We start from the raw sequence: 22,135 nt of genomic DNA on the forward strand, positions 1-22,135 counted from the left end.
ATGCGCGCACGTACGACACTCGCGGTGGGCTCGCTGCTGCTGCTGACGGTGACCGGCTGCGGCGCCGCCGACATGACCAAGCAGGCCAGCCCGTTCGCGAACGCCCGGGGCTCGAAGACCGTCACCCTGTCCGTGCAGTCCTGGGTGGGCGCCCAGTCCAACGTCGCCGTCGCCCAGTACATCCTGGAGCACAAGCTGGGCTACCGCGTCGACACCGTCCAGGTCGACGAGGTGCCCGCCTGGGACGCGCTCAGCCAGGGCCGCGTCGACGCCATCCTGGAGGACTGGGGACACCCGGACCAGGAGAAGCGGTACGTCCAGGACAAGAAGACGATCACGCGCGGCGGCGGCCTCGGCGTGACCGGCCACATCGGCTGGTACGTCCCCACCTACCTCGCCAAGCAGCACCCGGACATCACCGACTGGAGGAACCTCGACAAGTACGCCTCCCTCTTCCGCACCGCGGAGAGCGGCGGCAAGGGCCAGCTGATGGACGGCTCCCCGTCGTACGTCACCAACGACAAGGCCCTGGTGAACAACCTGAAGCTGAACTACCAGGTCGTCTTCGCCGGGTCCGAGGCCGCCCAGATCACCCAGATGAAACAGTTCGCCAAGCAGCACAAGCCCTTCCTGACGTACTGGTACGCCCCCCAGTGGCTGTTCAAGAAGGTCCCCATGACGGAGGTGAAGCTGCCGCCGTACAAGGACGGCTGCGACGCGGACGCCGCGAAGGTCGCCTGTGCCTATCCGCACACCCCGCTGCAGAAGTACCTCAACGCCGGCTTCGCCAGGTCGGGCGGCAAGGCGGCGGCCTTCCTGAAGAAGTTCAGCTGGACGACCGAGGACCAGAACGAGGTCTCCCTGATGATCGCCGACCAGAAGCTCTCGCCCCAGGACGCGGCGAGGAAGTGGGCGGACAGCCACCCCGACGTGTGGAAGAAGTGGCTGTCCTGACGCCGTTATCCCTTGAGGGCGTCGGCGAGGTCCCGGACCGCCGCGGTGGCCCGCCGCTGCAGTCCCGGGCCGAACGTGATGCGGGTGGCCCCGAGTTCGCCGAGTTCGGCGGATGAGGGGCCCTCCCCGTCCAGGCGGGCCAGCGCGTTCAGCGGGCCCTGGATGCCGGACCGCAGCAGCGGCAGCACGCCGGCGGGGGCGAGGATCGGATAGATGCAGTCCGCGCCCGCCGCCACGTACAGCGCGGCCCGCTCGATGGCCCGTTCGGGATCCTTGTCGCCGTGCACGAAGACGTCCACGCGGGCGTTGACGAACAGCCGGTCGGCGGCGGCCGAGCGGACCTCGGCGAGGAACTCGGCCTGCTCCTGCGGGTCCTTGAGGACACCCCCGCCCGAGTCCTCGAGGTTGCAGCCGACGGCGCCGGCCTCCAGCAGCCGCTCCACGATCTCCTTCGGCGCGAGCCCGTACCCGCACTCGATGTCCGCCGACACCGGCACGTCCACCGCCCGCGCGATCCGGGCGACCGCGGCGAACATCTCGTCGGCCGGGGTGGCCCCGTCCGCGTACCCGAGCGCGGCGGCCACCCCGGCGCTCGGCGTGGCCAGCGCCGGGAACCCCGCGTCCTCGAACACCCGCGCACTGGCCGCGTCCCAGGGGCCGGGCAGGACCAGCGGATCACCCTGGGGGCGCCTGAGGTGCAGCGCCCGGAACACGTCCACCTTGCTCACGGCTGGTAACCCCCTGGTGGGATCCGACGGCTGACCATGATCCGGTTCCAGCCGTTGATGACGGTGATCAGGCCGATGAGATGGGCGAGGCCGGCCTCGTCGAAGTGCTTGGCGGCGCGCTCGTACACCTCGTCCGGCACAAACCCCTCGGTCAGCACGGTGACCGCCTCGGTCAGCGCGAGCGCGGCCCGCTCCCGTTCGCTGTAGAGGCCCTCGGTCTCCTCCCAGGCGCTCAGAAGCTGGATACGGTCGTCCGACTCCCCGTTCTTCCGGGCCAGCCGGAGGTGCATGTCGAGGCAGAACGCGCAGTGGTTGAGCTGCGAGGCGCGGATCATCACCAGTTCGGCGAGGACCGGATCACCGAGCCCCTTCTTCGCGGCCGCGCTGAGGCCGGACATCGCCCGCCCGACCTCGCGGTCGAGCAGTTGCGTACGGCTCACTTGTGCTGCCCGGGCTGGTAGTGGCCCGGGGTCATCCGCGTGGTCACACCGAACCGGTTCCAGGCGTTGATCACCGTGATCGCGGCGATCAGCTGGGCCAGCTCGGCCTCCCCGAAGTGCGTGGCCGCCTTCTCGTACACCTCGTCCGACACGAATCCGTCGGTCAGGACGGTGATCGCCTCGGTCAGCTCGATCGCCGCCAGCTCCTTCTCCGTGTAGAAGTGCCTCGACTCCTCCCAGGCGCTGAGCTGCACGATCCGCTGCACGCTCTCACCGGCCGCGAGCGCGTCCTTGGTGTGCATGTCGAGGCAGAAGGCGCAGTGGTTGAGCTGCGAGGCGCGGATCTTCACCAGCTCGTACAGCTGGGGGTCGAGCCCCTGCTTGGCGGCGGTGTCCAGCCGGATCATCGCCTTGTAGACCTCGGGCGCGTGCTTGGCCCAGGCAAGTCGCGGGGCCTTCTCGGTGGCGCACTCGACGGTTTCCTCTGCCGCACTCATGCCTTCGACCCTATGAGCGAGGCAGCCCAGGAGTATGGTCCATTTCCATGGCGGAATCCTGGGCCACTCTGGGCGTCGACCTGCACCTCGAACCGGCCGGCTCCGGCGGCCTGCGCCGGGGCCTGACCGACGCCCTGCGCGAGGCCGTCCGCACCGGCCGCCTCGCCCCCGGCACCCGGCTGCCCTCCTCCCGCACCCTCGCCGCCGACCTCGGCATCGCCCGCAACACCGTCGCCGAGGCCTACGCGGACCTGGTGGCGGAGGGCTGGCTCACCGCCCGGCAGGGCTCGGGCACGCGGGTGGCGGACCGTGCCGTCGTCCCGCCGGCGGATGCGGCACCCCGGCGCAGGGAACCCGTCCGCCCCACCTACAGCCTCATCCCCGGCACCCCGGACCTGGCCGCCTTCCCCCGCACGGAGTGGCTCAAGGCCGCCCGCCGCGCCCTGACCACGGCCCCCTACCAGGCCCTCGGCTACGGCGACCCGCGCGGCCGCCCCGAGCTGCGCGAAGCCCTGGCCGGTTATCTCGCCCGCGCCCGGGGCGTGCGCGCCCACCCGGACTCCGTCCTGATCACCGCGGGCTTCTCGCACGCCCTGCGGCTGCTCGGCACGGTGCTGCGGGCGCGGGGGGTGCGCACGGTGGCGGTCGAGTCGTACGGCCTGAAGGTGCACTGGAACCTGCTACGCGCGGCAGGCCTGACGACCCCCGCACTCCCGTACGACCAACTGGGCACCGACACGACCCCGTTGACGGACGCGAGCGCGGTCCTCCTCACCCCCGCCCACCAGTTCCCCATGGGCACGCCCCTGCGCCCCGACCGGCGGGCCGCCGTAGTGGAGTGGGCGCGGCGCACCGGCGGGCTGATCCTGGAGGACGACTACGACGGCGAGTTCCGCTACGACCGCCAGCCCGTCGGCGCCCTGCAGGGCCTCGACCCCGACCGCGTGATCTACTTCGGTACCGCCAGCAAGTCCCTGGCCCCCGGACTGCGACTGGGCTGGATGGTGGTGCCGGCGTCCCTGGCGGAGGAGGCGGCCTCGGCCAAGGGCGGCGTGGACACCGTGGGAGTGCTGGAGCAGCTCACCCTCGCCGAGTTCATCACCTCCGGCGTGTACGACCGCCACGTCCGCTCCTCCCGGCTGCGCTACCGGCGCCGCCGCGACGCCCTCGCCGCCGCCGTCTCCGCCCGCGCCCCCGAGGTGACGGTCACCGGCATCGCCGCCGGCCTGCACGCGGTGCTGCGGCTGCCGGCCGGCATGGAAAAGTCGGTGGTCCAGGCCGCGGCCTGGCAGGGCCTGGCCCTGCACGGCCTCGCCTTCCACCGCCACCCGGAGGCCGTCGCCGAGCCGCTGGACGCGCTGGTGGTGGGCTACGCGACGCCGCCGGACAGCGCGTGGTCGGGGGCGTTGGACGCGCTGTGCAGGGTGTTGCCGTAGGACACCGAGGCGACCTCAGGCTTCCTCGGCCACCACCGGCGCCTCCCCGAACCGGGCCAGCGCCAACGCCCCCACCACGGCCACCAGGAATCCCAGCACCGCCAGCCAGGCGAGCCCCTCCTTCGTGCGGTCGCCCAGCCACACCACGCCCACGGCCGCCGGACCGATGGTCTCGCCGATCACCAAGCCGGCGGTGGCGGTGGTCACGGAACCCCGCTGCAGGGCCGAGGTCAGCAGCATGAACGCCGCGCCTCCTCCGATCAGCAGCGCATAGGCCGCAGGGTTGGTCAGGAGATCCAGCGGCACCAGGCTGTCGATCAGCCGGACCGACACCTCCACCACCCCGAACCCGAAGCCGGCCCCGAGCCCGAGCACGAGCGCCCGGCTCGTGCCGGACAGCCGGCCGCCCGCGAACGCGAGCAGCAGCATGCCGACCGCGACCGCGAGCATCACGTACCGCAACGTGTCCGAACCGTCCTGGTTCCCCTCCGGCCCGGACGCCAGCCCCAGCATCGCGAGGCCTGCGCACACCACGCCCACCGCGCCCCACTCCGTGCCGCTCAGCCGCACCCGCAGCAGCCGCGCCGCGACCACCGCGGTCACCGCCAGGCTGGAGGCCAGCGCCGCGCTGACCGCGTAGATCGGAAGCGACCGCAGTGCCGCGATCTGGAAAAGGAAGCCGAGCCCGTCCAGCGCGAGCCCCGCCAGGTACCGCCACTGCCGCAGCGCCCGCAACAGCAGTGCCGCCTCACCCCCGCCGTCCGTACCGACCGCCCGCGCGGCCACCGCCTGCAACACCGTCGCGGTGCCGAAGCAGACCGCCGCGCCAAGGGCGCACACCATTCCAAAGAGCACAAAGGGACTCTAGGAGAGGGGCGACGTGGCAACCCACTGCGGCCTGCTCTCTTACCGTTCTCTAGGCTGATCCGACAGTCCTACGAACAGGCCGACATGCGGGGGAACACCACGATGGAGAACACGCGCCGCCGGCTGCGCTCGGGCACGGTCGTCCTCGGCGGCATGGGCCTGCTGGCCGCCGCCCTCACCGCCTGCTCCTCCGACCCGGACAAGCGCTGCGTCGACCGCGACAGCTACACCTACGCCAAGGGCTACAAGGTCGTCTCCGAAAAGAACTGCACGTCCTCCTCCCTGAAGACCTCCGTCGACGGCGGCTGGTACTACGGCGGCAGGAAGAAGGGCTCCTGGGTGAGCGGCGGCTCCTTCACCAGGCCCAGGTCGGGTTCGGGCGGCAGCCACGGCGGCAGCGGGGTCCACCGCGGCGGCTTCGGCGGCGGCCACCACAGCTCCGGCGGCTGACGGCACCGGCCCATGGAACGCCGTACCACCACACCCCGTCCGGGCTGGCAGCAGACCGTCGAGGAGCAGGGGCTGATCTACCCCCTCACCCGCCACCCCGACGGCTCCCTGCGCCCCTACTGGGACGAGAGCGCCTACTACGTCTTCACCCTGGCGGAGGTCGAGGCGCTGGAGGAGACCGTCGAGGAACTGCACCGCATGTGCCTCGCGGCCGCCGAGCACATCGTGGCCGAGGACCGGCTCGCCGACCTCGGCATCACCGACCCGGCCGTTGCAGCCGCCGTCACCGAGTCCTGGCGGCGCCGCGCCGAACTCCCCTCCGTCTACGGCCGGTTCGACCTCCGCTACGACGGCACCGGCCCGGCCAGGCTGCTGGAGTACAACGCCGACACCCCGACCTCGCTGGTGGAGGCCGCCTCGCCGCAGTGGTTCTGGATGGAGGAGCGCTTCCCGGGCGCCGACCAGTGGAACTCCCTGCACGAACGCCTCGTCGAGGCCTGGCGGACGCAGGCCGCGCTGCTGCCCCCCGGCAGCCCGCTGCACTTCGCGCACTCCTCGGCCGACGAACTCGGCGAGGACCTGATGACGGTCGCCTACCTGAAGGAGACGGCCGAACAGGCGGGCCTCGACACCGACTGGCTGTCCATGGAGGAGATCGGCTGGGACAGCCTCTCCGGCCGCTTCGTCGACAACCAACTCCGGTTCATCCGAGGCATCTTCAAGCTCTACCCGTGGGAGTGGCTGACCACCGACGCCTTCGGCGGACACGTCCTGGACACCCTCGACAACGGCGGCGGCACCGGCAGCACCCTGTGGATCGAACCCGTCTGGAAGATGCTGCTCAGCAACAAGGCCCTGCTGGCGATCCTCTGGGAGCTGTACCCGGGCCACCCCAACCTCCTCCCCGCCTACCTCGACGGCCCCCGCGAGCTGGCCTCCGCACCCGGCTACGTCGCCAAACCGCTGCTCGGCCGCGAGGGCGAGGGCGTCACCGTGCACCGGCCGGGCGCCCCGGCCGTACTCCGCGACGAGCCCTGCTGCTACCAGCAGCTCGCCCCGCTGCCCGCCTTCGACGGCAACCACGTCGTCCTCGGCGCCTGGGTCGTGCAGGACGAGCCGGCGGGCCTCGGCATCCGTGAGTCCTCCGGCCTGATCACCGACGAGTACGCCCGCTTCCTGCCCCATGTGATCCTCTGACCCCTGCGCCTCAGCCGCTCAGCGCCGCCCGGAACTGCTCCAGCCCCCAGTCCAGGTCCTCCTCACCGATCACCAGCGGCGGAGCGAGTCGTACGGTGGCGCGGTGGGTGTCCTTCACCAGCACCCCGCGGTCCATCAGCCGCTCGGAGACCTCCCTCGCCGTGCCGGCCTTCGGCGCGATGTCCACGCCGGCCCACAGCCCGCGCCCGCGCACCGCCGTCACCGCGCCCGTGTCGAGCAGCGTCCGCAGCTCCCGGTGCATCCGCTCGCCCAGCTCGGCCGCCCGGGCCTGGAACTCGCCCGTGCGCAGCATCGCGATCACCTCCAGCGCCACCGCGCAGGCCAGCGGATTCCCGCCGAACGTCGAGCCGTGCTCGCCCGGCCGGAACACCCCGAGCACCTCCGCGCTCGACACCACCGCCGACACCGGCACGATCCCGCCGCCCAGCGCCTTGCCCAGCACGTACATGTCCGGGACCACCCCCTCGTGCTCGCACGCGAAGGTCCGCCCGGTGCGGCCGAGACCCGACTGGACCTCGTCGGCGACGAACAGCACGTTCCGCTCGCGGGCCAGCTCCCGGACCGCGGGGAGATAGCCGGCCGGCGGCACGATCACCCCGTTCTCGCCCTGGATCGGCTCCAGCAGCACCGCCACGGTGTTCTCCGTCAGCGCCTGACGCATCGCCGTCAGATCGCCGTACGGCACGATCTCGAACCCCGGCGTGTACGGCCCGAAGTCCGCCCGGGCCTCCGGGTCGGTGGAGAAGCTGATGATGGTCGTCGTACGCCCGTGGAAGTTGCCGCCCGCGACCACGATCTTCGCCATCTCCGCGGGCACCCCCTTCACCCGGTACCCCCACTTCCGGGCCGTCTTCACCGCGCTCTCCACCGCCTCCGCGCCGGTGTTCACGGGCAGCACCATCTCCATCCCGCACAGCTCGGCCAGCTCCGTGCAGAACGCCGCGAACCGGTCGTGCAGGAAGGCGCGGGAGGTCAGCGTCACCCGCTCCAGCTGGGCCTTCGCCGCCTCGATCAGCCGCCGGTTGCCGTGCCCGAAGTTCAGCGCCGAGTAGCCCGCCAGCAGGTCCAGATAGCGCCTCCCCTCCACATCCGTCATCCACGCCCCCTCCGCCGTGGCCACGACGACCGGCAGCGGATGGTAGGTGGGCGCACAGTGGGCTTCGGCGGCGGCGACGAGGTCTTCTGCAGCGGTCATGGCCTCTCCCGGAAAGGACGGTGGCCCCCTTCCTATCGTCGCTCGCATGGTGGACGCGGGACCTGCGCCGTCCGGCTCGCCCGGTAGGCTGATCAACGGGTCGTGACTGGCGCGCTGGGATGGGACGGACCATCGGGGAGCGGCCCGAGTGTGATGTGTGCCGTGCGCCTGGGCCGAACGTGAACGCTGTACACACGCCGTCCGGAGGTCCTCATGCCAGAGCAGCAGCCCCTGTCCACCGAGTCCACCGCCTTCCGTGCCGCCCTCGACGTCGTCCGCGCCGTCGAACCGCGCGTCGCCGACGCGATCGGCCAGGAGGTCACCGACCAGCGCGCGATGCTCAAGCTGATCGCCTCCGAGAACTACGCCTCCCCGGCCACGCTCCTGGCCATGGGCAACTGGTTCAGCGACAAGTACGCCGAGGGCACCGTCGGCCGCCGCTTCTACGCCGGCTGCCGCAACGTCGACACCGTGGAGGCCCTGGCCGCCGAGCACGCCCGCGAGCTCTTCGGCGCCCGCCACGCCTACGTCCAGCCGCACTCCGGCATCGACGCCAACCTCGTCGCCTTCTGGGCCGTCCTCGCCGACCGGGTCGAGGCCCCCTTCCTGCAGAAGACCGGCGCCCGCCAGGTCAACGACCTGACCGAGGCCGACTGGGCCGAGCTGCGCCAGGCCTTCGGCAACCAGCGCATGCTCGGCATGTCCCTGGACGCCGGCGGTCACCTCACCCACGGCTTCCGCCCGAACATCTCCGGCAAGATGTTCGACCAGCGCTCCTACGGCACCGACCCGGCGACCGGCCTCATCGACTACGAGGCCCTGCGCGCCCAGGCCCGCGAGTTCAAGCCGCTGATCGTCGTCGCCGGCTACTCGGCGTACCCCCGTCTGGTGAACTTCCGGATCATGCGCGAGATCGCCGACGAGGTCGGCGCGACCCTCATGGTCGACATGGCGCACTTCGCGGGCCTCGTCGCCGGCAAGGTCCTGACCGGCGACTTCGACCCGGTCCCGCACGCCCAGATCGTCACCACCACCACCCACAAGTCGCTGCGCGGCCCGCGCGGCGGCATGGTCCTGTGCGACGACTCCCTCAGGGACCAGGTCGACCGCGGCTGCCCGATGGTCCTCGGCGGCCCGCTGCCCCACGTCATGGCCGCCAAGGCGGTCGCCCTCGCCGAGGCGCGTCAGCCCTCCTTCCAGGACTACGCCCGGCGCATCGTCGACAACTCCCGCGCCCTGGCCGAGGGCCTGATGCGGCGCGGCGCCACCCTGGTCACCGGCGGCACCGACAACCACCTCAACCTGATCGACGTCGCCACCTCCTACGGCCTCACCGGCCGCCAGGCCGAAGCGGCCCTGCTCGACTCGGGCATCGTCACCAACCGCAACGCCATCCCGGCCGACCCCAACGGCGCCTGGTACACCTCCGGCATCCGCATCGGCACCCCCGCGCTCACGACCCGCGGGCTGGGCACGGCGGAGATGGACGAGGTGGCGGGCCTGATCGACCGCGTCCTCACCACCACCGAGCCGGGCACCACCAAGTCGGGCGCCCCGAGCAAGGCGGCCCACGTCCTGGACGAGAAGGTGGCCCAGGAGATCGCCCAGCGGGCGACGGACCTGGTGGCGGGCTTCCCGCTCTACCCGGAGATCGACCTGGGCTGAAGCGCCCCCTGAGAGGCGCGGGGCCGCATCCGATATGCGGCTCCGCCGCGGGGCGCGGGCAACCACGGTGCACGCGCAGTTCCCCACGCACGGAACCCCCCGTGCTCTCTGCAACAATGAAAAACATGGCCTCTGCTGACCGACCCCGCGTGCTCTCCGGCATCCAGCCCACCGCCGGTTCGTTCCACCTCGGCAACTACCTCGGCGCCGTCCGCCAGTGGGTGGCCCTGCAGGAGACCCACGACGCGTTCTACATGGTCGTCGACCTGCACGCGATCACGCTCCCGCAGGACCCGAAGGAGCTGCGGGCCAACACCCGGCTCGCCGCCGCGCAGCTGCTGGCCGCCGGTCTGGACCCGGACCGCTGCACGCTCTTCGTCCAGAGCCACGTCCCCGAGCACGCCCAGCTCGCCTGGATCATGAACTGCCTCACCGGCTTCGGCGAGGCCAGCCGCATGACCCAGTTCAAGGACAAGTCCGCCAAGCAGGGTGCCGAGCGGGCCTCGGTCGGCCTGTTCACGTACCCGATCCTCCAGGTCGCCGACATCCTCCTCTACCAGGCGAACGAGGTGCCGGTCGGCGAGGACCAGCGTCAGCACATCGAGCTGACCCGCGACCTGGCCGAGCGCTTCAACGGCCGCTTCGGGCAGACGTTCACGATCCCGTCGCCGTACATCCTCAAGGAGACGGCGAAGATCTACGACCTGCAGGACCCGTCGATCAAGATGAGCAAGTCGGCGTCCACGCCGAAGGGCCTGATCAACCTGCTCGACGAGCCGAAGACCACCGCCAAGAAGGTCAAGAGCGCCGTCACCGACACCGACACCGTGATCCGCTACGACGCGGAGAACAAGCCGGGCGTGTCGAACCTCCTCACCATCTACTCCACGCTCACCGGCAAGTCGATCGCCGACCTGGAGCGGGAGTACGAGGGCAAGATGTACGGCGCACTCAAGACCGACCTCGCCGAGGTGATGGTCGAGTTCGTGACGCCGTTCCGGGAGCGCACCCATCAGTACCTGGACGACTCCGAGACGCTCGACTCGATCCTGGCCAAGGGCGCGGAGAAGGCGCGCGCGGTCGCCGCGGAGACGCTGGCGCACGCCTACGACCGCGTCGGTTTCCTGCCGGCGAAGCACTGAGGAGCACGGACCGGCGCCGAGGCGCACGACCGTACACACGTCCCGGTCGGCAGAGCGCTGCACATCACTTCCGCTGCGCCTGCCCACGGGACACCCGTGGCCGTACAGTCGATAGCCAACGGCCCGAACGTGACGAAACGGGACGGCCGCGCAGACGACGGACGGACGACAGACGGACGAGAGACCGACGACAGGAGACGACGTGGGGACCGTAACGATCGGCGTGTCGATCGCGGTCCCGGAGCCTCACGGCGGCCTGCTCCAGGAGCGGCGCGCGGGCTTCGGCGACGCCGCGGCTCACGGCATCCCCACGCACGTCACGCTGCTGCCGCCGACCGAGCTCGACGAGAGCGAACTGCCGGCCGTCGAGGCGCACCTCACCGAGGTCGCCGCGGGCGGACGGCCGTTCCCGATGCGGCTGTCCGGCACCGGCACGTTCCGTCCGCTGTCCCCGGTGGTCTACGTCCGTGTCGTCCAGGGAGCCGAGGACTGCACCCTGCTGCAGCAGCGGGTGCGGGCCGCGTCGGGACCGCTGGCGCGGGAGCTGCAGTTCCCGTACCACCCGCATGTCACGGTCGCGCACGGCATCGACGAGGCGGCGATGGACCGTGCCTTCGAGGAACTGGCCGGCTTCGACGCGCAGTGGCCGTGCACGGGTTTCGCCTTGTACGAGCAGGGCGCTGACGGTGTGTGGCGCAAGCTGCGGGAGTACACGTTCGGGGGAACGGTGGTACCGCCGCAGGCCGGTGCGCTGCGTGGAGTGGGCCGCAGCGCGGTGTCGTAGCGAGGCGTGGGGCCTCAGACGGGCAGCCGTCGGAACAGCGCCCTCGGCAGGTGCCGCAGCGCCGCCATCACCAGCCGCAGCGCCCCCGGTACCCACACCACCTCCGAGCGTCTACGCAGACCCAGTTCGATGGCCGTGGCCACCGCCTCCGGGGTCGTGGTGAGAGGTCCTTCTCCCCGGACGTACCCGGGCCGTACGACCATCACGTGCACGCCCGTGCCGTGCAGGGCGTCGCCGAGGCCCTGGGCGAAGGTGTCGAGGCCGGCCTTGCTGGAGCCGTAGATGAAGTCGGCGCGGCGGGCCCGCTCGCCGGCGACGGAGGACAGGACCACGAGGGAGCCGTGCCCCTGGTCCTGCAGGGCGCGGGCGGCGACCAGGCCCGCGGAGACGGCCCCGGTGTAGTTGGTCCGGGCGACCTGGACGGCGCGTACCGGGTCCCGTTCGTCGTGGGCCTGGTCGCCGAGGATGCCGAAGGCGAGCAGCACCAGGTCGATGTCGCCCTCGGCGAAGACCTTGCCGAGGGCCATCTCGTGGGACTCGGGGTCGAGGGCGTCGAAGGCGACGGTACGGACGTGCGCGCCGAGTGCGCGCAGGCTCTCGGCCGCCTGTTCCAGGGCCGGTGAGGGGCGGCCCGCCAGCCATACCGTGCGGGTGCGGCGGGCGATCAGCCGGCGCGTGGTGGCCAGCGCGATCTCGGACGTGCCGCCGAGGACGAGCAGGGACTGGGGGAGGCCGAAGGCGGTGTCTCCAGGCATGTCGGTGACCGTATCGTCCCGATATGAGGGATTAGTTACTGAACATTCGGCCGCTCCACACAATGGGTGATTAGTGGGATGTCTTACGAGCGCGCGGTCAGGGGCAGGAGGGGATCATGGACTGGCTGAAGAGACTCCCCGGCATCGGGCCGATCGTGGTCCGGCTGACGGAGACGCACGCGTGGCACTGCTACGAACGGCTGGACCGGGTGAAGTGGGCACGGCTGGCGGCCGCGATGACGTTCATCAGCTTCGTGGCGCTGTTCCCGCTGCTGACCCTGATCGCCGCGATCAGCGCCGCCACGCTCAGCCCGGACCGGCAGAAGACGGTCGAGCACAAGATCGCCGAGCAGTTCCCCGGCGTCCTCTCCAGCCGGCTGGACCTGACCTCGCTCGTCCACAACGCCGGCACGGTCGGTGTCATCGCGGGTGCCCTGCTGCTGCTCACCGGCATCGGCTGGGTCGGCCAGATGCGGGACTGTCTGCGCGCGGTGTGGGAGCTGCCGGACCAGCAGCAGAATCCGGTGGTGGCCAAGGCCAAGGACGCCGGCATCCTCCTCGGCCTGGGCGGGGCCCTGCTGGTCACGCTCGCCGCGTCCACGCTCGCCTCGGCCGCCGTCGGCCTGGTGTCGCGCCATCTCGGCCTGGCCGCGCACAGCTGGGGGAGCCTGCTGCTGCGGATCGCCGCGTTCGCCGTCGCCGCGTCCGCCGACTTCCTCGTCCTGCTCTACGTCCTGACCCTGCTGCCCGGTGTCGAGCCGCCGCGCCGCCGCCTGGTGGTGGCCGCGCTGCTCGGCGCGGTCGGCTTCGAACTGCTGAAACTGCTGCTGAGCGGCTATATCCAGGGAGTCGCCGCGAAGAGCATGTACGGCGCGTTCGGCGTCCCCGTGGCGCTGCTGCTGTGGATCAACTTCACCGCGAAACTCGTGCTGTTCTGCGCCTCCTGGACGGCGACGCAGGGTACGGAGGCCGAACCCGCCGACGTCACGGACGCGACCGACGGCGCATCAGGTCCGGCAGCGGCCACCGGCGATTGACCAGGAACGCCGCGCCCGCGAGCAGCACCAGCGCCCCGCCGGTGATGGCCGCGGCGGTGCCGACGCCGGATCCGGAGGAGGCGGTGGCACCGGCCACCGGCTTGGTGCCGGATCCCTCCTTGCCCGCCTTCCCGCCGGAAGCGCTGGGCCCCGGGCTCGGCAGCGCGCTCTTCGGCGGCACCAGCTCGCCCACCGGACTGACCTTGCCGGCCGCCTGGAAGCCCCAGTCGAACAGCTTGGCCGTCTCCTTGTAGACCTCGTTGTGCTCAGGCTTCTCCGGATGCATCACCGTGACGAGCAGCACCCTGCCGTTGCGCTCGGCGACCCCGGTGAAGGTGGCGCCCGCGTTGGTGGTGTTGCCGTTCTTCACGCCCGCGATGCCCTGGTAGACGGGCACGTCGCTGTCACCGCTCAGCAGCCGGTCGGTGTTGCGGATCTCGCCCGACTCGAACTTCGCGCTGACGGTCGAGCAGTAGTCGCGGAAGTCCTTCTTCTGCAGCCCGGACCGGGCGATCAGCGTGAGGTCGTACGCCGACGACAGCTGGCCCGGCTCGTCGTAGCCGTCGGGCGAGACCACGTGCGTGTCCCGGGCCTGCAGTTCGCCGGCGTGGTCCTGCATGTCCTTGACGGTCTGTGCGACACCCTGGTTCATCGCGGACAGCACGTGCACCGCGTCGTTGCCCGAGCGCAGGAAGACCCCGAGCCACAGGTCGTGGACGCTGTAGGTGTGCCCCTCCTTTATCCCGACCACGCTGGAGCCGGCGCCCATGCCCGCGAGGTCGGTCGGCGCCACCTTGTGCCGCTCCTCCTTCGGGAAGCGGGGCAACAGGGTGTCCGCGAACAGCATCTTCAGCGTGCTCGCCGGGGGCAGCGGCCAGTGCGCGTTGTGCGCGGCGAGCACCTCCCCGGACTCGGCGTCGGTGACGATCCAGGAGCGCGCGGTGAGGTCCTTCGGCAGCACCGGGACACCGGGCGCGAGATCGACCTGCGTGCCGGGCTGTCCCAGCCGGACACCGCCCACGGTCGACATGCCGGCCGGGGGCGTGGCCGTGGGACTGGCCGGGGGGGACGGGGCGGCGAGGGCGGCGGGCGCGGTGGCGGACAGGGACAGCAGGGTGGCGGAGGTGACCAGCAGGGATCGCCGGCCGGTCTTCTTCGGAGCGGACACGGCCGAGAACGTACCGTTTGCCAGCCGTGAAGTCCCATGACCCACCTCACCCCCGACACGGAACCGGACGGCGAACGGCGATACTGGTCGCATGAAGCTCAGCCGCCCGGTCTCCTGGTTCCTGCTCGCTTTCGGGGTGTGGTCCTGGGTCATCTGGGTCACTTTCGTCAAGAACCTGGTCAAGGACAGCAGCGGGCTCGCCTTCGACAACGGTCACCCGACCGCGTACTTCTGGGTGCACCTGCTGCTGGCGGTCGTTTCCTTCGTATTGGGGACGGTCGTCGGGGTCATCGGGTTGCGCGGACTGCGGGCACTGCGCCGTACGTCATAGCGGAGACCCGGGACTTCGCACCGAGCCCGCCGTCCCCCCTGGCCGAAACCGCTCCCACACCTGTGAAGGCGCTGTGAAACCCGGGGGAAACAGCGCCTCGGTAAGTTCTTTCCCCATCTGGTCAGAAAGCCCTTCCCCCAGGCGAAACCCGTGTGATTAGGTGAGCCGCGCCACTAGGGGAGTGGCGAAATCGTGCTGGCCAGGGGTAGGGCCTCTGAAGGGGCCTGGGGAGGGCACCACCATGCGATCTGTTCGCATGCGCGTTCTCGTGGCACTGCTCGTGCTCGCGATCGCGGGAATCGGCGGCTGGCAACTGCTGCCGTCGCAGGACAACAAGAACAAGACCATCGCGGTCGGTACGACGGACGCCGTCACGGACCTCGACCCGGCGGGCGCCTACGACGCCGGCTCCTGGGCTCTGTTCAGCAATGTCTTCCAGACGCTGCTGACATTCGAGCCGGGTGGCGTCGAGCCGGTCCCGGACGCGGCGAAGAGCTGCGCCTTCCAGGGCAGCGGTCTGCGGACGTACCAGTGCACACTGCGCCCCGGGATCACCTTCCCGAGCGGGCGCACGATGACGGCCGAGGACGTGAAGTACTCGTTCGAGCGGGTCAAGAAGATCAACTCCGATGTCGGTCCGGCGTCGCTGTTCTCCACGCTCGCCTCGGTCACCGCGGACAACGCGACGACCGTCACCTTCCACCTGTCGTCCGCGGACGCCACCTGGCCCCTGAAGGTCGCCACGGGCGCCGGCGCGATCGTGGACAAGGACAAGTACCCGGCCGACTCCCTGCGCAAGGACACCGCCGTCGACGGCACCGGCCCGTACACCCTGACGTCGTACACCGAGAACCAGGAGGCGGTGCTCCAGCCGAACGGCGGCTACAAGGGCTACCTCAGCGGCACCGGCCGCCCGATCGAGCTGCGCTACTACGCGGACTCCGCGAAGCTGTACAGCGCCTGGAAGGCGGGGCAGGTCGACGTCGCCACCCGGGAGCTGCCGCCGGGCGTGCTCTCCGCGCTGAACCCGAGCGACCCCAACCAGCGGGTCACCGAGTCCGACAGCGCCGAGACCCGCAACCTGTACCTCAACACGCGCGCCGGCTCCCCCTTGCACGACGCGCGGGTGCGTCGTGCGATGGCCTGGCTGGTCAACCGCGAGGAGCTCGCCTCGACGGTCTACGAGGGCACGGTCGACCCGCTGTACTCGCTGATCCCGACCGGCATCCCCGGCCACACCACCTCGTTCTTCGACGACTACCCGACGCAGAGCCTGCAGAAGGCGCGCGCGCTGCTCACCCAGGCCGGGGTGTCCCTGCCCGTCCGGTTCACCTTCGGCTACGGCAGGAACCGGGGCGTGGGTGAGCAGGAGGCCGCGGCGCTGAAGAGGCAGCTGGAGGCCGGCGGCCTGTTCAAGGTGGACGTCCAGGGGTACGAGTGGACCGACTTCCAGAAGCGCTGGGCCACCGGGAAGATGGACGCGTGGGCGGTCGGCTGGGTGCCCGACTATCCCGACGCGGACACCTTCGGTGCGGCGCTCGTCGGCACCGGCTCCACGATGAGCACCGGGTACAGCAACAAGCTGGTCGACCATCTCATCCTGGACAGCCAGCAGTACGCCGACCGCAGCCGGGCCGCGAACGACTTCAAGGACATCCAGGCGGACGTCGCCCAGGACGTCCCGCTGATCCCGCTGTGGCAGCGCAAGGAGTACGTGGTCAGCATCGAGGACGTGGGCGGCAGCCAGTACCTCGACGACGGCACGGGTGTCTTCCGCCTGTGGCGTCTGCAGTGGATCTGATCAGCCGCCCTGCTCGTCGCGCCCCTTGGTCCCACTGGTGCCCTCGGTCCCCTTGGTCCGCGGGTCCGGCAGTGCCTTCGTCATGCCGGGCAGGAAGTCCGTGAACAGCTCGTGGATCTCCAGGACCAGGGGGCGCAGCACGCGGAAGCGGGCGAGCGCCACCCCGCGGGCGGTCAGCCGGGCGCCGCGCCGGGCCAGCCGGTAACTGCGCTCGCGCCCTTCCGTCCGGTCGAAGACCCAGTACAGGACGAGGCCCATCTGGGCGAGCCACATCAACTCCGGGAGGACGTCCCGGAGTTCGGCCGGAACCTTGGACCTGGACCCGGCCAGCACCTCGCGGTGGACGGCGATGGCCTGCTCGCGGGCGTGCTCGCTCTCCGGGGAGAAGGGGCTGAGCGGGCTGTCGGGGTCGGCGGCGTTCTTGAAGAACTGCACGGCGAACTCGTGGTAGGGCCGGGCGATGTCGAGCCAGACGGTCAGCACGCCCGCGAGCCGTGCCTCCAGGTCGCTCTCCCGGTCCAGGACCTCGCGGACCGCCCTGCGGTGCTCGGCGGCGATCCGGTCGTAGAAGCCCTGGATCAGGTGTTCCTTGCCCTCGAAGTAGTAGTACGCGTTGCCGACGGAGACCCCGGCCTCCTTGGCGATGGCCCGCATGGTGGTCTTGTCGTACCCGCGCTCCTGGAACAACCGCATCGCGGTCTCGAGGATCAGCGCGCGGGTCTGCTCGGACTTGCTGCTGGGGGAGTCGGCCGTCTCGGGGCCGTCGTTCATCGCGGGCACGGCAAAGAGCCTAACGAGTGACTCGGGTGCCCCGGGTGGTCAGCTCCGGCGGCCCAGTTCCGGGCGCTTGGTGTAGTCCGTGAAGCCGAGGACGTTGCCCCAGGGGTCGGCGAACTCCACGGTCCAGCCGGTGGCCACCTGGAAGACCCCGTCCAGCGGCGGGATGCCGGCGGTGGCCAGCTCACGTGCCGCCGCCCGGGCGTCCGGCACCTCCAGCCAGACGCGCGGCGAGGGCCAGGGCGGGGTCCGGCGGCCCACCGCCTCCTCCGCCTGCAGCAGGATCCCGGGTGTCTCCGCCCCGACCTTCAGCAGCGCGATACCGGCCTCGTCGAAGCGGAACCCCACGGTGAACCCGGCCCGCTCGTAGAAGCCGACGGCCTCGCCGAGGTCGCCGACGGGAAGCAACACGTTGTCGAAACCGAGCAGCTCGTAGGACTCATCGTCTGCCATGTCGTCAGATTAGAGCCGCAGGGAACGCAAAGCGCGCAAACCCGGTCAAAAACGCCCGAGGGCCCCGCTTCCGGAGGATCGGAAGCGGGGCCCTCGGCGCGGGACGGGCAGGATCAGTAGCGGCGCGTGATCAGCGCGCGCTTCACTTCCTGGATCGCCTTGGTGACCTCGATACCGCGCGGGCAGGCGTCCGTGCAGTTGAAGGTGGTACGGCAACGCCACACGCCGTCACGGTCGTTGAGGATCTCCAGGCGCTGCTCGCCCGCCTCGTCACGGCTGTCGAAGATGAAGCGGTGGGCGTTCACGATCGCGGCCGGACCGAAGTACTGGCCGTCGTTCCAGAACACCGGGCAGGAGGAGGTGCAGGCCGCGCAGAGGATGCACTTCGTCGTGTCGTCGAAGCGCTCGCGGTCCTCGGCCGACTGCAGCCGCTCACGGGTCGGCTCGTTCGTGTCCTTGGTGACCAGGAACGGCATGACGTCCCGGTACGCCTGGAAGAACGGCTCCATGTCCACGACCAGGTCCTTCAGGACCGTCAGGCCCTTGATGGGCTCGACCGTGATCGGCTTCTCGGGGTTGATGTCCTTGATCAGCGTCTTGCAGGCAAGGCGGTTCTTGCCGTTGATCCGCATCGCGTCCGAGCCGCAGATGCCGTGCGCGCACGAGCGGCGGAAGGTGAGGGTGCCGTCGAGGTCCCACTTGATCTTGTGGAGGCCGTCGAGGACACGCTCCTTCGGGTCGAGCTCCAGCTGGAAGTCTTCCCAGCTCGCCTCCGCCGAGACCTCCGGGTTGAACCGGCGGACCCGGAAGGTGACCGTGATGTAGGGGGAGTCGGCGAAACCGGGCTCGGGCTTGCCGGCCGCCTCTTCCTTGTCCAGAACAGGGGTAGCCATCAGTACTTACGCTCCATCGGCTGGTAGCGGGTCTGGACGACCGGCTTGTAGTCGAGACGGACGGTTTCCGAGCCGTCGGCGCCGACCTCGCGGTACGCCATGGTGTGACGCATGAAGTTGACGTCGTCGCGGTTCGGGTAGTCCTCGCGGTAGTGACCGCCGCGGGACTCCTTGCGGGCCAGGGCCGACACCGCCATGACCTCGGCCAGCTCGAGCAGGTTGCCCAGCTCGATCGCTTCCAGCAGGTCCGTGTTGAACCGCTTGCCCTTGTCCTGGATCGCCACGTTCTTGTAGCGCTCGCGCAGCTCGGCGATCTTCTCGACGGCCGTCTTGATCGTCTGCTCGGTGCGGAACACCATGACGTTCGCGTCCATGGTCTCCTGCAGCTCGCGGCGGATGGTGGCCACCCGCTCGCTGCCGGTGGAGTTGCGCAGCTGCTCGATCTGCTCGACGACGAAGGCCTCCGGGTTCTCCGGCAGTTCGACGAAGTCGGCCGTGTGGGAGTACTCGGCGGCGGCGATGCCCGCACGGCGGCCGAAGACGTTGATGTCCAGCAGCGAGTTGGTGCCGAGGCGGTTGGCGCCGTGCACGGAGACACAGGCGACCTCGCCGGCCGCGTACAGACCCGGGACGACGGTGGTGTTGTCCGACAGGACCTCACCCTCGACGTTCGTCGGGATGCCGCCCATCGCGTAGTGCGCGGTCGGCTGGATCGGGATCGGGTCCGTGTAGGGCTCGATGCCGAGGTAGGTGCGCGCGAACTCGGTGATGTCCGGCAGCTTGGCGTCCAGCTGCTCCGGCGGGAGGTGGGTCAGGTCGAGGTAGACGTGGTCGCCCTCGGGACCACAGCCACGGCCCTCGCGGATCTCCGTGTAGATGGAGCGGGAGACGACGTCACGGGACGCGAGGTCCTTCATGACCGGCGCGTACTTCTCCATGAAGCGCTCGCCGTCCTTGTTGCGGAGGATGCCGCCCTCACCACGGGCGCCCTCCGTCAGCAGGATGCCCATGCGCCAGATGCCGGTCGGGTGGAACTGGAAGAACTCCATGTCCTCCAGCGGCAGCCCGCGGCGGTAGACGGCGGCCTGGCCGTCACCGGTCAGCGTGTGGGCGTTCGACGTCACCTTGAAGAACTTGCCGGTGCCGCCTGAGGCGTAGATGACCGCCTTCGCCTGGAAGACGTGGATCTCGCCGGTGGCCAGCTCGTACGCCACCACACCGGCCGACTTCTTGACGCCGTCGACCTCGGTGATCAGCTGGTCCAGGACGTAGAACTCGTTGAAGAACTCCACGCCCTCCTTGACGCAGTTCTGGTACAGCGTCTGGAGGATCATGTGGCCGGTGCGGTCCGCGGCGTAGCAGGACCGGCGGACCGGGGCCTCGCCGTGGTTGCGCGAGTGACCGCCGAAGCGGCGCTGGTCGATGGTGCCGTCCTTGGTGCGGTTGAACGGCAGGCCCATCTTCTCCAGGTCGAGGACGGCGTCGATGGCCTCCTTCGCCAGGATCTCGGCGGCGTCCTGGTCGACCAGGTAGTCACCGCCCTTGACCGTGTCGAAGGTGTGCCACTCCCAGTTGTCCTCCTCCACGTTGGCGAGCGCGGCGGCCATACCGCCCTGCGCGGCGCCCGTGTGGGAGCGGGTGGGGTAGAGCTTGGTCAGCACGGCGGTGCGGCTGCGCTTCGTCGCCTCGATGGCGGCACGCATGCCCGCGCCGCCGGCGCCGACGATGACGGTGTCGTACTTGTGGATCTTCATGATTCTCGCAGCCCCGTGCCTAGCGGATGTTCGGGTCGAAGGTGAAGATCACCAGCGTGCCCAGCAGGATGGTCCACACCGTGGCGGTGTACAGCAGGGCCTTCAGCCACATGCGGGAGCTGGCGCGCTCCGCGTAGTCGTTGATGACCGTGCGCAGGCCGTTGGCGCCGTGCAGCATCGCGAGCCACAGCATCAGCAGGTCCCAGACCTGCCACCAGGGGGAGGCCCAGCGGCCGGCCACGAAGGCGAAGCCGATCTTGGAGACGCCGCCGTCCAGCACGAGCTGGATGAGCAGGTGGCCGATGACCAGGATGACCAGCACGATGCCGGACAGGCGCATGAACAGCCAGGCGGCCAGCTCGAAGTTGCCCCGGGTCGACTTCGGGGACTTCTTGGTGCGCTTGCGGGGCGCCTCGATCAGCGGGGCCGGGTTGTCGACGGTGTAGACGGGGGCACCCTCGACGGGGCCGACTCCGGACGCGGTGGTTTCAGTCGTGGACATCGGCGTCAGCTCCCGAACAGGACACGAGCGGCGTGGCCGAGCACGGGGTAGATCGCGCCGGCCATCAGGACGACCCAGACACCCATCACGGTCCAGAACATCTGCTTCTGGTAGCGCGGGCCCTTCGACCAGAAGTCGACGGCGATGACGCGCAGGCCGTTGAGCGCGTGGAAGAGGATGGCGGCGACGAGGCCGTACTCCAGCAGCGCGACGATCGGCGTCTTGTACGTGGCTACGACTTTGTCGTAGTCCTCTGGGGAGACACGCACGAGAGCGGTGTCCAGCACGTGAACGAACAGGAAGAAGAAAATGAGGACGCCGGTGACTCGGTGAGCCACCCAGGACCACATTCCTTCCCGGCCGCGGTACAGCGTTCCAGCCGGCACGGAAGTCCCTCCGGGAGCGGGGATTGGGGCCGCGCCGGCTTCGGTGTCGGGCGGGCCCGGCCGGGTACGGTCCACCGGCCCCCAGCATCGTAGCGAGACGCTGCGCTGTGCCTTACGGGGGGCCTACCTGTGTGATCAAACTGGCACCGGATGGGGGAGCGGGTGGGCGGCACCTGGGGTGGGGTGTCCCGCTATCTCCCCGGTGCCGATGCGTTGTGGCTGGTCGCGCCCCGCGGCGGAGCCGCTGAAGGATGCCGCCCCGCGCCCCTCAGGTAGGTGCCCAGCCTGCTTCTTGCCAGGCGCCGGAGTTCCTCCGCCGCTATCACCCGCTCCTCCTCCGGATCGTTTGTCAATCGTGATCGGATGCCTTCGAGGATCCGGTCGAGGGATTCGTCCGGGTGGGTGTCGCCCAGGTAGATGACGAACGCGTGTCCGAATCTGGCCTCGTAGGCCGCATGGGCCGCGCTCAGGGCCATGTGGGCTGCCGAGTAGGTGTCCTCGGGCAGGTCCGGGAGGGTCTCTCCGGCCAGGGCCTCCGACAGGTCGCTCGGTGACAGGTCGTATGCCGCCTCGTCCGCCGCGGCCAGGAGGGAGTCCAGGTCGGGGTAGGGGCGGTGGTCCGCGACGCGGTGGGACCAGCGCAGGCTGTGGAGGCAGTGCAGCAGGAGGGCGCGTGCCTCGTCGGCGGGTGCCGCGTTGAAGGCATCGAGGGGCTTGGGGAGATACGGAAGACGGTGGGCGGGCAGCGTGGGTCCTCGCGTCACATGTGGCGTGGCAGGGGATGCTGTGAAAGGTGTGTCGTCAGGTTATCGAGAGTGGTCACTGTGTGTCGGTGTGATGCCTGAAATTCACCCGGACGGGAGAGTTTCAGAACGTCTGAGTGACGGGTGAAGCCCGGACCG

Annotated in this window: 24 protein-coding genes and 1 riboswitch; of the genes, 10 read left to right on the forward strand and 14 right to left on the reverse strand. The window is 70.3% G+C overall.

The genetic code is table 11. The features are described from left to right. The gene (locus tag ACWGJ5_RS18695; protein WP_453310762.1) at nucleotides 1–954 is read left to right on the forward strand and encodes an ABC transporter substrate-binding protein; all 954 of its coding nucleotides are present in this window, start codon (nucleotides 1–3) and stop codon (nucleotides 952–954) included. A 5-nt stretch (nucleotides 955–959) separates the two neighbouring features. On the opposite strand, the gene ACWGJ5_RS18700 is transcribed toward ACWGJ5_RS18695, so the two are convergent. The 3 genes from ACWGJ5_RS18700 to ACWGJ5_RS18710 are packed head-to-tail and all read right to left on the reverse strand — an operon-like array spanning nucleotide 960 to nucleotide 2,619. Beyond that, entirely contained in the window at nucleotides 960–1,682 is a 723-nt protein-coding gene (locus ACWGJ5_RS18700) for an isocitrate lyase/PEP mutase family protein (RefSeq protein ID WP_453310763.1), read from the reverse strand. Next, a complete protein-coding gene (locus tag ACWGJ5_RS18705; protein ID WP_453310764.1) occupies nucleotides 1,679–2,122 on the reverse strand; it encodes a carboxymuconolactone decarboxylase family protein in 444 nt (147 codons plus the stop codon). Before ACWGJ5_RS18705 ends, ACWGJ5_RS18700 begins: the two co-directional genes overlap by 4 nt. Continuing rightward, complete coding sequence (locus ACWGJ5_RS18710) at nucleotides 2,119–2,619, reverse strand: carboxymuconolactone decarboxylase family protein (RefSeq protein ID WP_453310765.1); 501 nt, start codon at nucleotides 2,617–2,619, stop codon at nucleotides 2,119–2,121. Before ACWGJ5_RS18710 ends, ACWGJ5_RS18705 begins: the two co-directional genes overlap by 4 nt. Before the next feature lie 47 nt (nucleotides 2,620–2,666). Here ACWGJ5_RS18710 and pdxR point away from each other — a divergent pair, with 47 nt between their 5' ends. Beyond that, nucleotides 2,667–4,055, forward strand: a complete 1,389-nt coding sequence (pdxR, locus tag ACWGJ5_RS18715) for a MocR-like pyridoxine biosynthesis transcription factor PdxR (RefSeq protein ID WP_453310766.1) — start codon at nucleotides 2,667–2,669, stop codon at nucleotides 4,053–4,055. 15 nt (nucleotides 4,056–4,070) lie between these two features. Here the strand turns inward: pdxR and ACWGJ5_RS18720 are convergent, their stop codons facing one another. Then, nucleotides 4,071–4,898, reverse strand: coding sequence for a DMT family transporter (locus ACWGJ5_RS18720; RefSeq protein WP_453310828.1), 828 nt, complete (start codon nucleotides 4,896–4,898; stop codon nucleotides 4,071–4,073). Nucleotides 4,899–5,024: 126 nt separating this feature from the next. Here ACWGJ5_RS18720 and ACWGJ5_RS18725 point away from each other — a divergent pair, with 126 nt between their 5' ends. Further along, nucleotides 5,025–5,372, forward strand: coding sequence for a hypothetical protein (locus tag ACWGJ5_RS18725; protein WP_453310767.1), 348 nt, complete (start codon nucleotides 5,025–5,027; stop codon nucleotides 5,370–5,372). A 12-nt stretch (nucleotides 5,373–5,384) separates the two neighbouring features. After that, nucleotides 5,385–6,569, forward strand: coding sequence for a glutathionylspermidine synthase family protein (locus ACWGJ5_RS18730; RefSeq protein ID WP_453310768.1), 1,185 nt, complete (start codon nucleotides 5,385–5,387; stop codon nucleotides 6,567–6,569). A gap of 10 nt (nucleotides 6,570–6,579) precedes the next feature. On the opposite strand, the gene rocD is transcribed toward ACWGJ5_RS18730, so the two are convergent. Beyond that, nucleotides 6,580–7,785, reverse strand: a complete 1,206-nt coding sequence (rocD, locus tag ACWGJ5_RS18735; RefSeq protein ID WP_453310769.1) for an ornithine--oxo-acid transaminase — start codon at nucleotides 7,783–7,785, stop codon at nucleotides 6,580–6,582. A gap of 92 nt (nucleotides 7,786–7,877) precedes the next feature. After that, nucleotides 7,878–7,966, forward strand: a riboswitch (ZMP/ZTP riboswitch). A gap of 32 nt (nucleotides 7,967–7,998) precedes the next feature. On the opposite strand from rocD, the gene ACWGJ5_RS18740 reads away from it, so the two are divergent. The 3 genes from ACWGJ5_RS18740 (at nucleotide 7,999) to ACWGJ5_RS18750 (ending at nucleotide 11,376) form a co-directional block, all read left to right on the forward strand. After that, on the forward strand, nucleotides 7,999–9,450 hold the full coding sequence (locus ACWGJ5_RS18740) for a glycine hydroxymethyltransferase (RefSeq protein WP_453310770.1): 1,452 nt from the start codon (nucleotides 7,999–8,001) through the stop codon (nucleotides 9,448–9,450). Between the two features lie 116 nt (nucleotides 9,451–9,566). Further along, the gene (trpS, locus tag ACWGJ5_RS18745; protein ID WP_453310771.1) at nucleotides 9,567–10,592 is read left to right on the forward strand and encodes a tryptophan--tRNA ligase; all 1,026 of its coding nucleotides are present in this window, start codon (nucleotides 9,567–9,569) and stop codon (nucleotides 10,590–10,592) included. 202 nt (nucleotides 10,593–10,794) lie between these two features. Beyond that, on the forward strand, nucleotides 10,795–11,376 hold the full coding sequence (locus tag ACWGJ5_RS18750) for a 2'-5' RNA ligase family protein (RefSeq protein WP_453310772.1): 582 nt from the start codon (nucleotides 10,795–10,797) through the stop codon (nucleotides 11,374–11,376). 14 nt (nucleotides 11,377–11,390) lie between these two features. Here the strand turns inward: ACWGJ5_RS18750 and ACWGJ5_RS18755 are convergent, their stop codons facing one another. Further along, nucleotides 11,391–12,131: a decaprenylphospho-beta-D-erythro-pentofuranosid-2-ulose 2-reductase gene (locus tag ACWGJ5_RS18755; protein ID WP_453310773.1), complete on the reverse strand. Its 741-nt coding sequence runs from the start codon at nucleotides 12,129–12,131 to the stop codon at nucleotides 11,391–11,393. A gap of 116 nt (nucleotides 12,132–12,247) precedes the next feature. Between ACWGJ5_RS18755 and ACWGJ5_RS18760 the strand changes: the two genes are divergently transcribed. After that, the gene (locus ACWGJ5_RS18760; RefSeq protein ID WP_453310774.1) at nucleotides 12,248–13,168 is read left to right on the forward strand and encodes a YihY/virulence factor BrkB family protein; all 921 of its coding nucleotides are present in this window, start codon (nucleotides 12,248–12,250) and stop codon (nucleotides 13,166–13,168) included. On the opposite strand, the gene ACWGJ5_RS18765 is transcribed toward ACWGJ5_RS18760, so the two are convergent. Next, on the reverse strand, nucleotides 13,116–14,336 hold the full coding sequence (locus ACWGJ5_RS18765) for a D-alanyl-D-alanine carboxypeptidase family protein (RefSeq protein ID WP_453310775.1): 1,221 nt from the start codon (nucleotides 14,334–14,336) through the stop codon (nucleotides 13,116–13,118). The two genes, ACWGJ5_RS18760 and ACWGJ5_RS18765, sit on opposite strands and share 53 nt — an antisense overlap. Nucleotides 14,337–14,427: 91 nt before the next feature. On the opposite strand from ACWGJ5_RS18765, the gene ACWGJ5_RS18770 reads away from it, so the two are divergent. Next, a complete protein-coding gene (locus ACWGJ5_RS18770; protein ID WP_228621101.1) occupies nucleotides 14,428–14,667 on the forward strand; it encodes an SCO4848 family membrane protein in 240 nt (79 codons plus the stop codon). Between the two features lie 241 nt (nucleotides 14,668–14,908). Continuing rightward, nucleotides 14,909–16,468 carry an ABC transporter substrate-binding protein gene (locus ACWGJ5_RS18775; protein ID WP_453310776.1) on the forward strand — a complete coding sequence of 520 codons (1,560 nt, stop codon included), beginning with the start codon at nucleotides 14,909–14,911 and terminating at the stop codon, nucleotides 16,466–16,468. Here the strand turns inward: ACWGJ5_RS18775 and ACWGJ5_RS18780 are convergent, their stop codons facing one another. The 7 genes from ACWGJ5_RS18780 to ACWGJ5_RS18810 all read right to left on the reverse strand — a co-directional run bounded on the left by ACWGJ5_RS18780 (nucleotide 16,469) and on the right by ACWGJ5_RS18810 (nucleotide 21,997). Continuing rightward, on the reverse strand, nucleotides 16,469–17,248 hold the full coding sequence (locus ACWGJ5_RS18780; protein ID WP_453310777.1) for a TetR family transcriptional regulator: 780 nt from the start codon (nucleotides 17,246–17,248) through the stop codon (nucleotides 16,469–16,471). It abuts the gene before it with no gap. A 39-nt stretch (nucleotides 17,249–17,287) separates the two neighbouring features. Further along, a complete protein-coding gene (locus ACWGJ5_RS18785; RefSeq protein WP_453310778.1) occupies nucleotides 17,288–17,698 on the reverse strand; it encodes a VOC family protein in 411 nt (136 codons plus the stop codon). A 113-nt stretch (nucleotides 17,699–17,811) separates the two neighbouring features. Beyond that, nucleotides 17,812–18,591 carry a succinate dehydrogenase iron-sulfur subunit gene (locus ACWGJ5_RS18790; protein WP_453310779.1) on the reverse strand — a complete coding sequence of 260 codons (780 nt, stop codon included), beginning with the start codon at nucleotides 18,589–18,591 and terminating at the stop codon, nucleotides 17,812–17,814. Beyond that, complete coding sequence (gene sdhA, locus ACWGJ5_RS18795) at nucleotides 18,591–20,345, reverse strand: succinate dehydrogenase flavoprotein subunit (protein ID WP_453310780.1); 1,755 nt, start codon at nucleotides 20,343–20,345, stop codon at nucleotides 18,591–18,593. Before sdhA ends, ACWGJ5_RS18790 begins: the two co-directional genes overlap by 1 nt. Nucleotides 20,346–20,364: 19 nt before the next feature. Continuing rightward, nucleotides 20,365–20,847 (reverse strand): succinate dehydrogenase hydrophobic membrane anchor subunit, encoded by a 483-nt coding sequence (locus ACWGJ5_RS18800; RefSeq protein ID WP_228621095.1) that lies wholly within the window; start codon nucleotides 20,845–20,847, stop codon nucleotides 20,365–20,367. 5 nt (nucleotides 20,848–20,852) lie between these two features. Continuing rightward, entirely contained in the window at nucleotides 20,853–21,233 is a 381-nt protein-coding gene (sdhC, locus tag ACWGJ5_RS18805; protein WP_076087831.1) for a succinate dehydrogenase, cytochrome b556 subunit, read from the reverse strand. 191 nt (nucleotides 21,234–21,424) lie between these two features. Further along, complete coding sequence (locus ACWGJ5_RS18810; protein WP_453310781.1) at nucleotides 21,425–21,997, reverse strand: 2-oxo-4-hydroxy-4-carboxy-5-ureidoimidazoline decarboxylase; 573 nt, start codon at nucleotides 21,995–21,997, stop codon at nucleotides 21,425–21,427. Nucleotides 21,998–22,135 lie beyond the last annotated feature (138 nt).

Source organism: Streptomyces sp. NPDC054783, from assembly GCF_053611725.1.

Coding starts and splice junctions, on each gene's coding strand:
- ACWGJ5_RS18695 (WP_453310762.1), top strand. CDS start 1: ATGCGCGCACGTACGACACTCGCGGTGGGCTCGCTGCTGCTGCTGACG.
- ACWGJ5_RS18710 (WP_453310765.1), bottom strand. CDS start 2,619: ATGAGTGCGGCAGAGGAAACCGTCGAGTGCGCCACCGAGAAGGCCCCG.
- pdxR (WP_453310766.1), top strand. CDS start 2,667: ATGGCGGAATCCTGGGCCACTCTGGGCGTCGACCTGCACCTCGAACCG.
- ACWGJ5_RS18720 (WP_453310828.1), bottom strand. CDS start 4,898: ATGGTGTGCGCCCTTGGCGCGGCGGTCTGCTTCGGCACCGCGACGGTG.
- ACWGJ5_RS18725 (WP_453310767.1), top strand. CDS start 5,025: ATGGAGAACACGCGCCGCCGGCTGCGCTCGGGCACGGTCGTCCTCGGC.
- ACWGJ5_RS18730 (WP_453310768.1), top strand. CDS start 5,385: ATGGAACGCCGTACCACCACACCCCGTCCGGGCTGGCAGCAGACCGTC.
- rocD (WP_453310769.1), bottom strand. CDS start 7,785: ATGACCGCTGCAGAAGACCTCGTCGCCGCCGCCGAAGCCCACTGTGCG.
- ACWGJ5_RS18740 (WP_453310770.1), top strand. CDS start 7,999: ATGCCAGAGCAGCAGCCCCTGTCCACCGAGTCCACCGCCTTCCGTGCC.
- trpS (WP_453310771.1), top strand. CDS start 9,567: ATGAAAAACATGGCCTCTGCTGACCGACCCCGCGTGCTCTCCGGCATC.
- ACWGJ5_RS18755 (WP_453310773.1), bottom strand. CDS start 12,131: ATGCCTGGAGACACCGCCTTCGGCCTCCCCCAGTCCCTGCTCGTCCTC.
- ACWGJ5_RS18760 (WP_453310774.1), top strand. CDS start 12,248: ATGGACTGGCTGAAGAGACTCCCCGGCATCGGGCCGATCGTGGTCCGG.
- ACWGJ5_RS18770 (WP_228621101.1), top strand. CDS start 14,428: ATGAAGCTCAGCCGCCCGGTCTCCTGGTTCCTGCTCGCTTTCGGGGTG.
- ACWGJ5_RS18775 (WP_453310776.1), top strand. CDS start 14,909: ATGCGATCTGTTCGCATGCGCGTTCTCGTGGCACTGCTCGTGCTCGCG.
- ACWGJ5_RS18785 (WP_453310778.1), bottom strand. CDS start 17,698: ATGGCAGACGATGAGTCCTACGAGCTGCTCGGTTTCGACAACGTGTTG.
- ACWGJ5_RS18790 (WP_453310779.1), bottom strand. CDS start 18,591: ATGGCTACCCCTGTTCTGGACAAGGAAGAGGCGGCCGGCAAGCCCGAG.
- sdhA (WP_453310780.1), bottom strand. CDS start 20,345: ATGAAGATCCACAAGTACGACACCGTCATCGTCGGCGCCGGCGGCGCG.
- ACWGJ5_RS18800 (WP_228621095.1), bottom strand. CDS start 20,847: ATGTCCACGACTGAAACCACCGCGTCCGGAGTCGGCCCCGTCGAGGGT.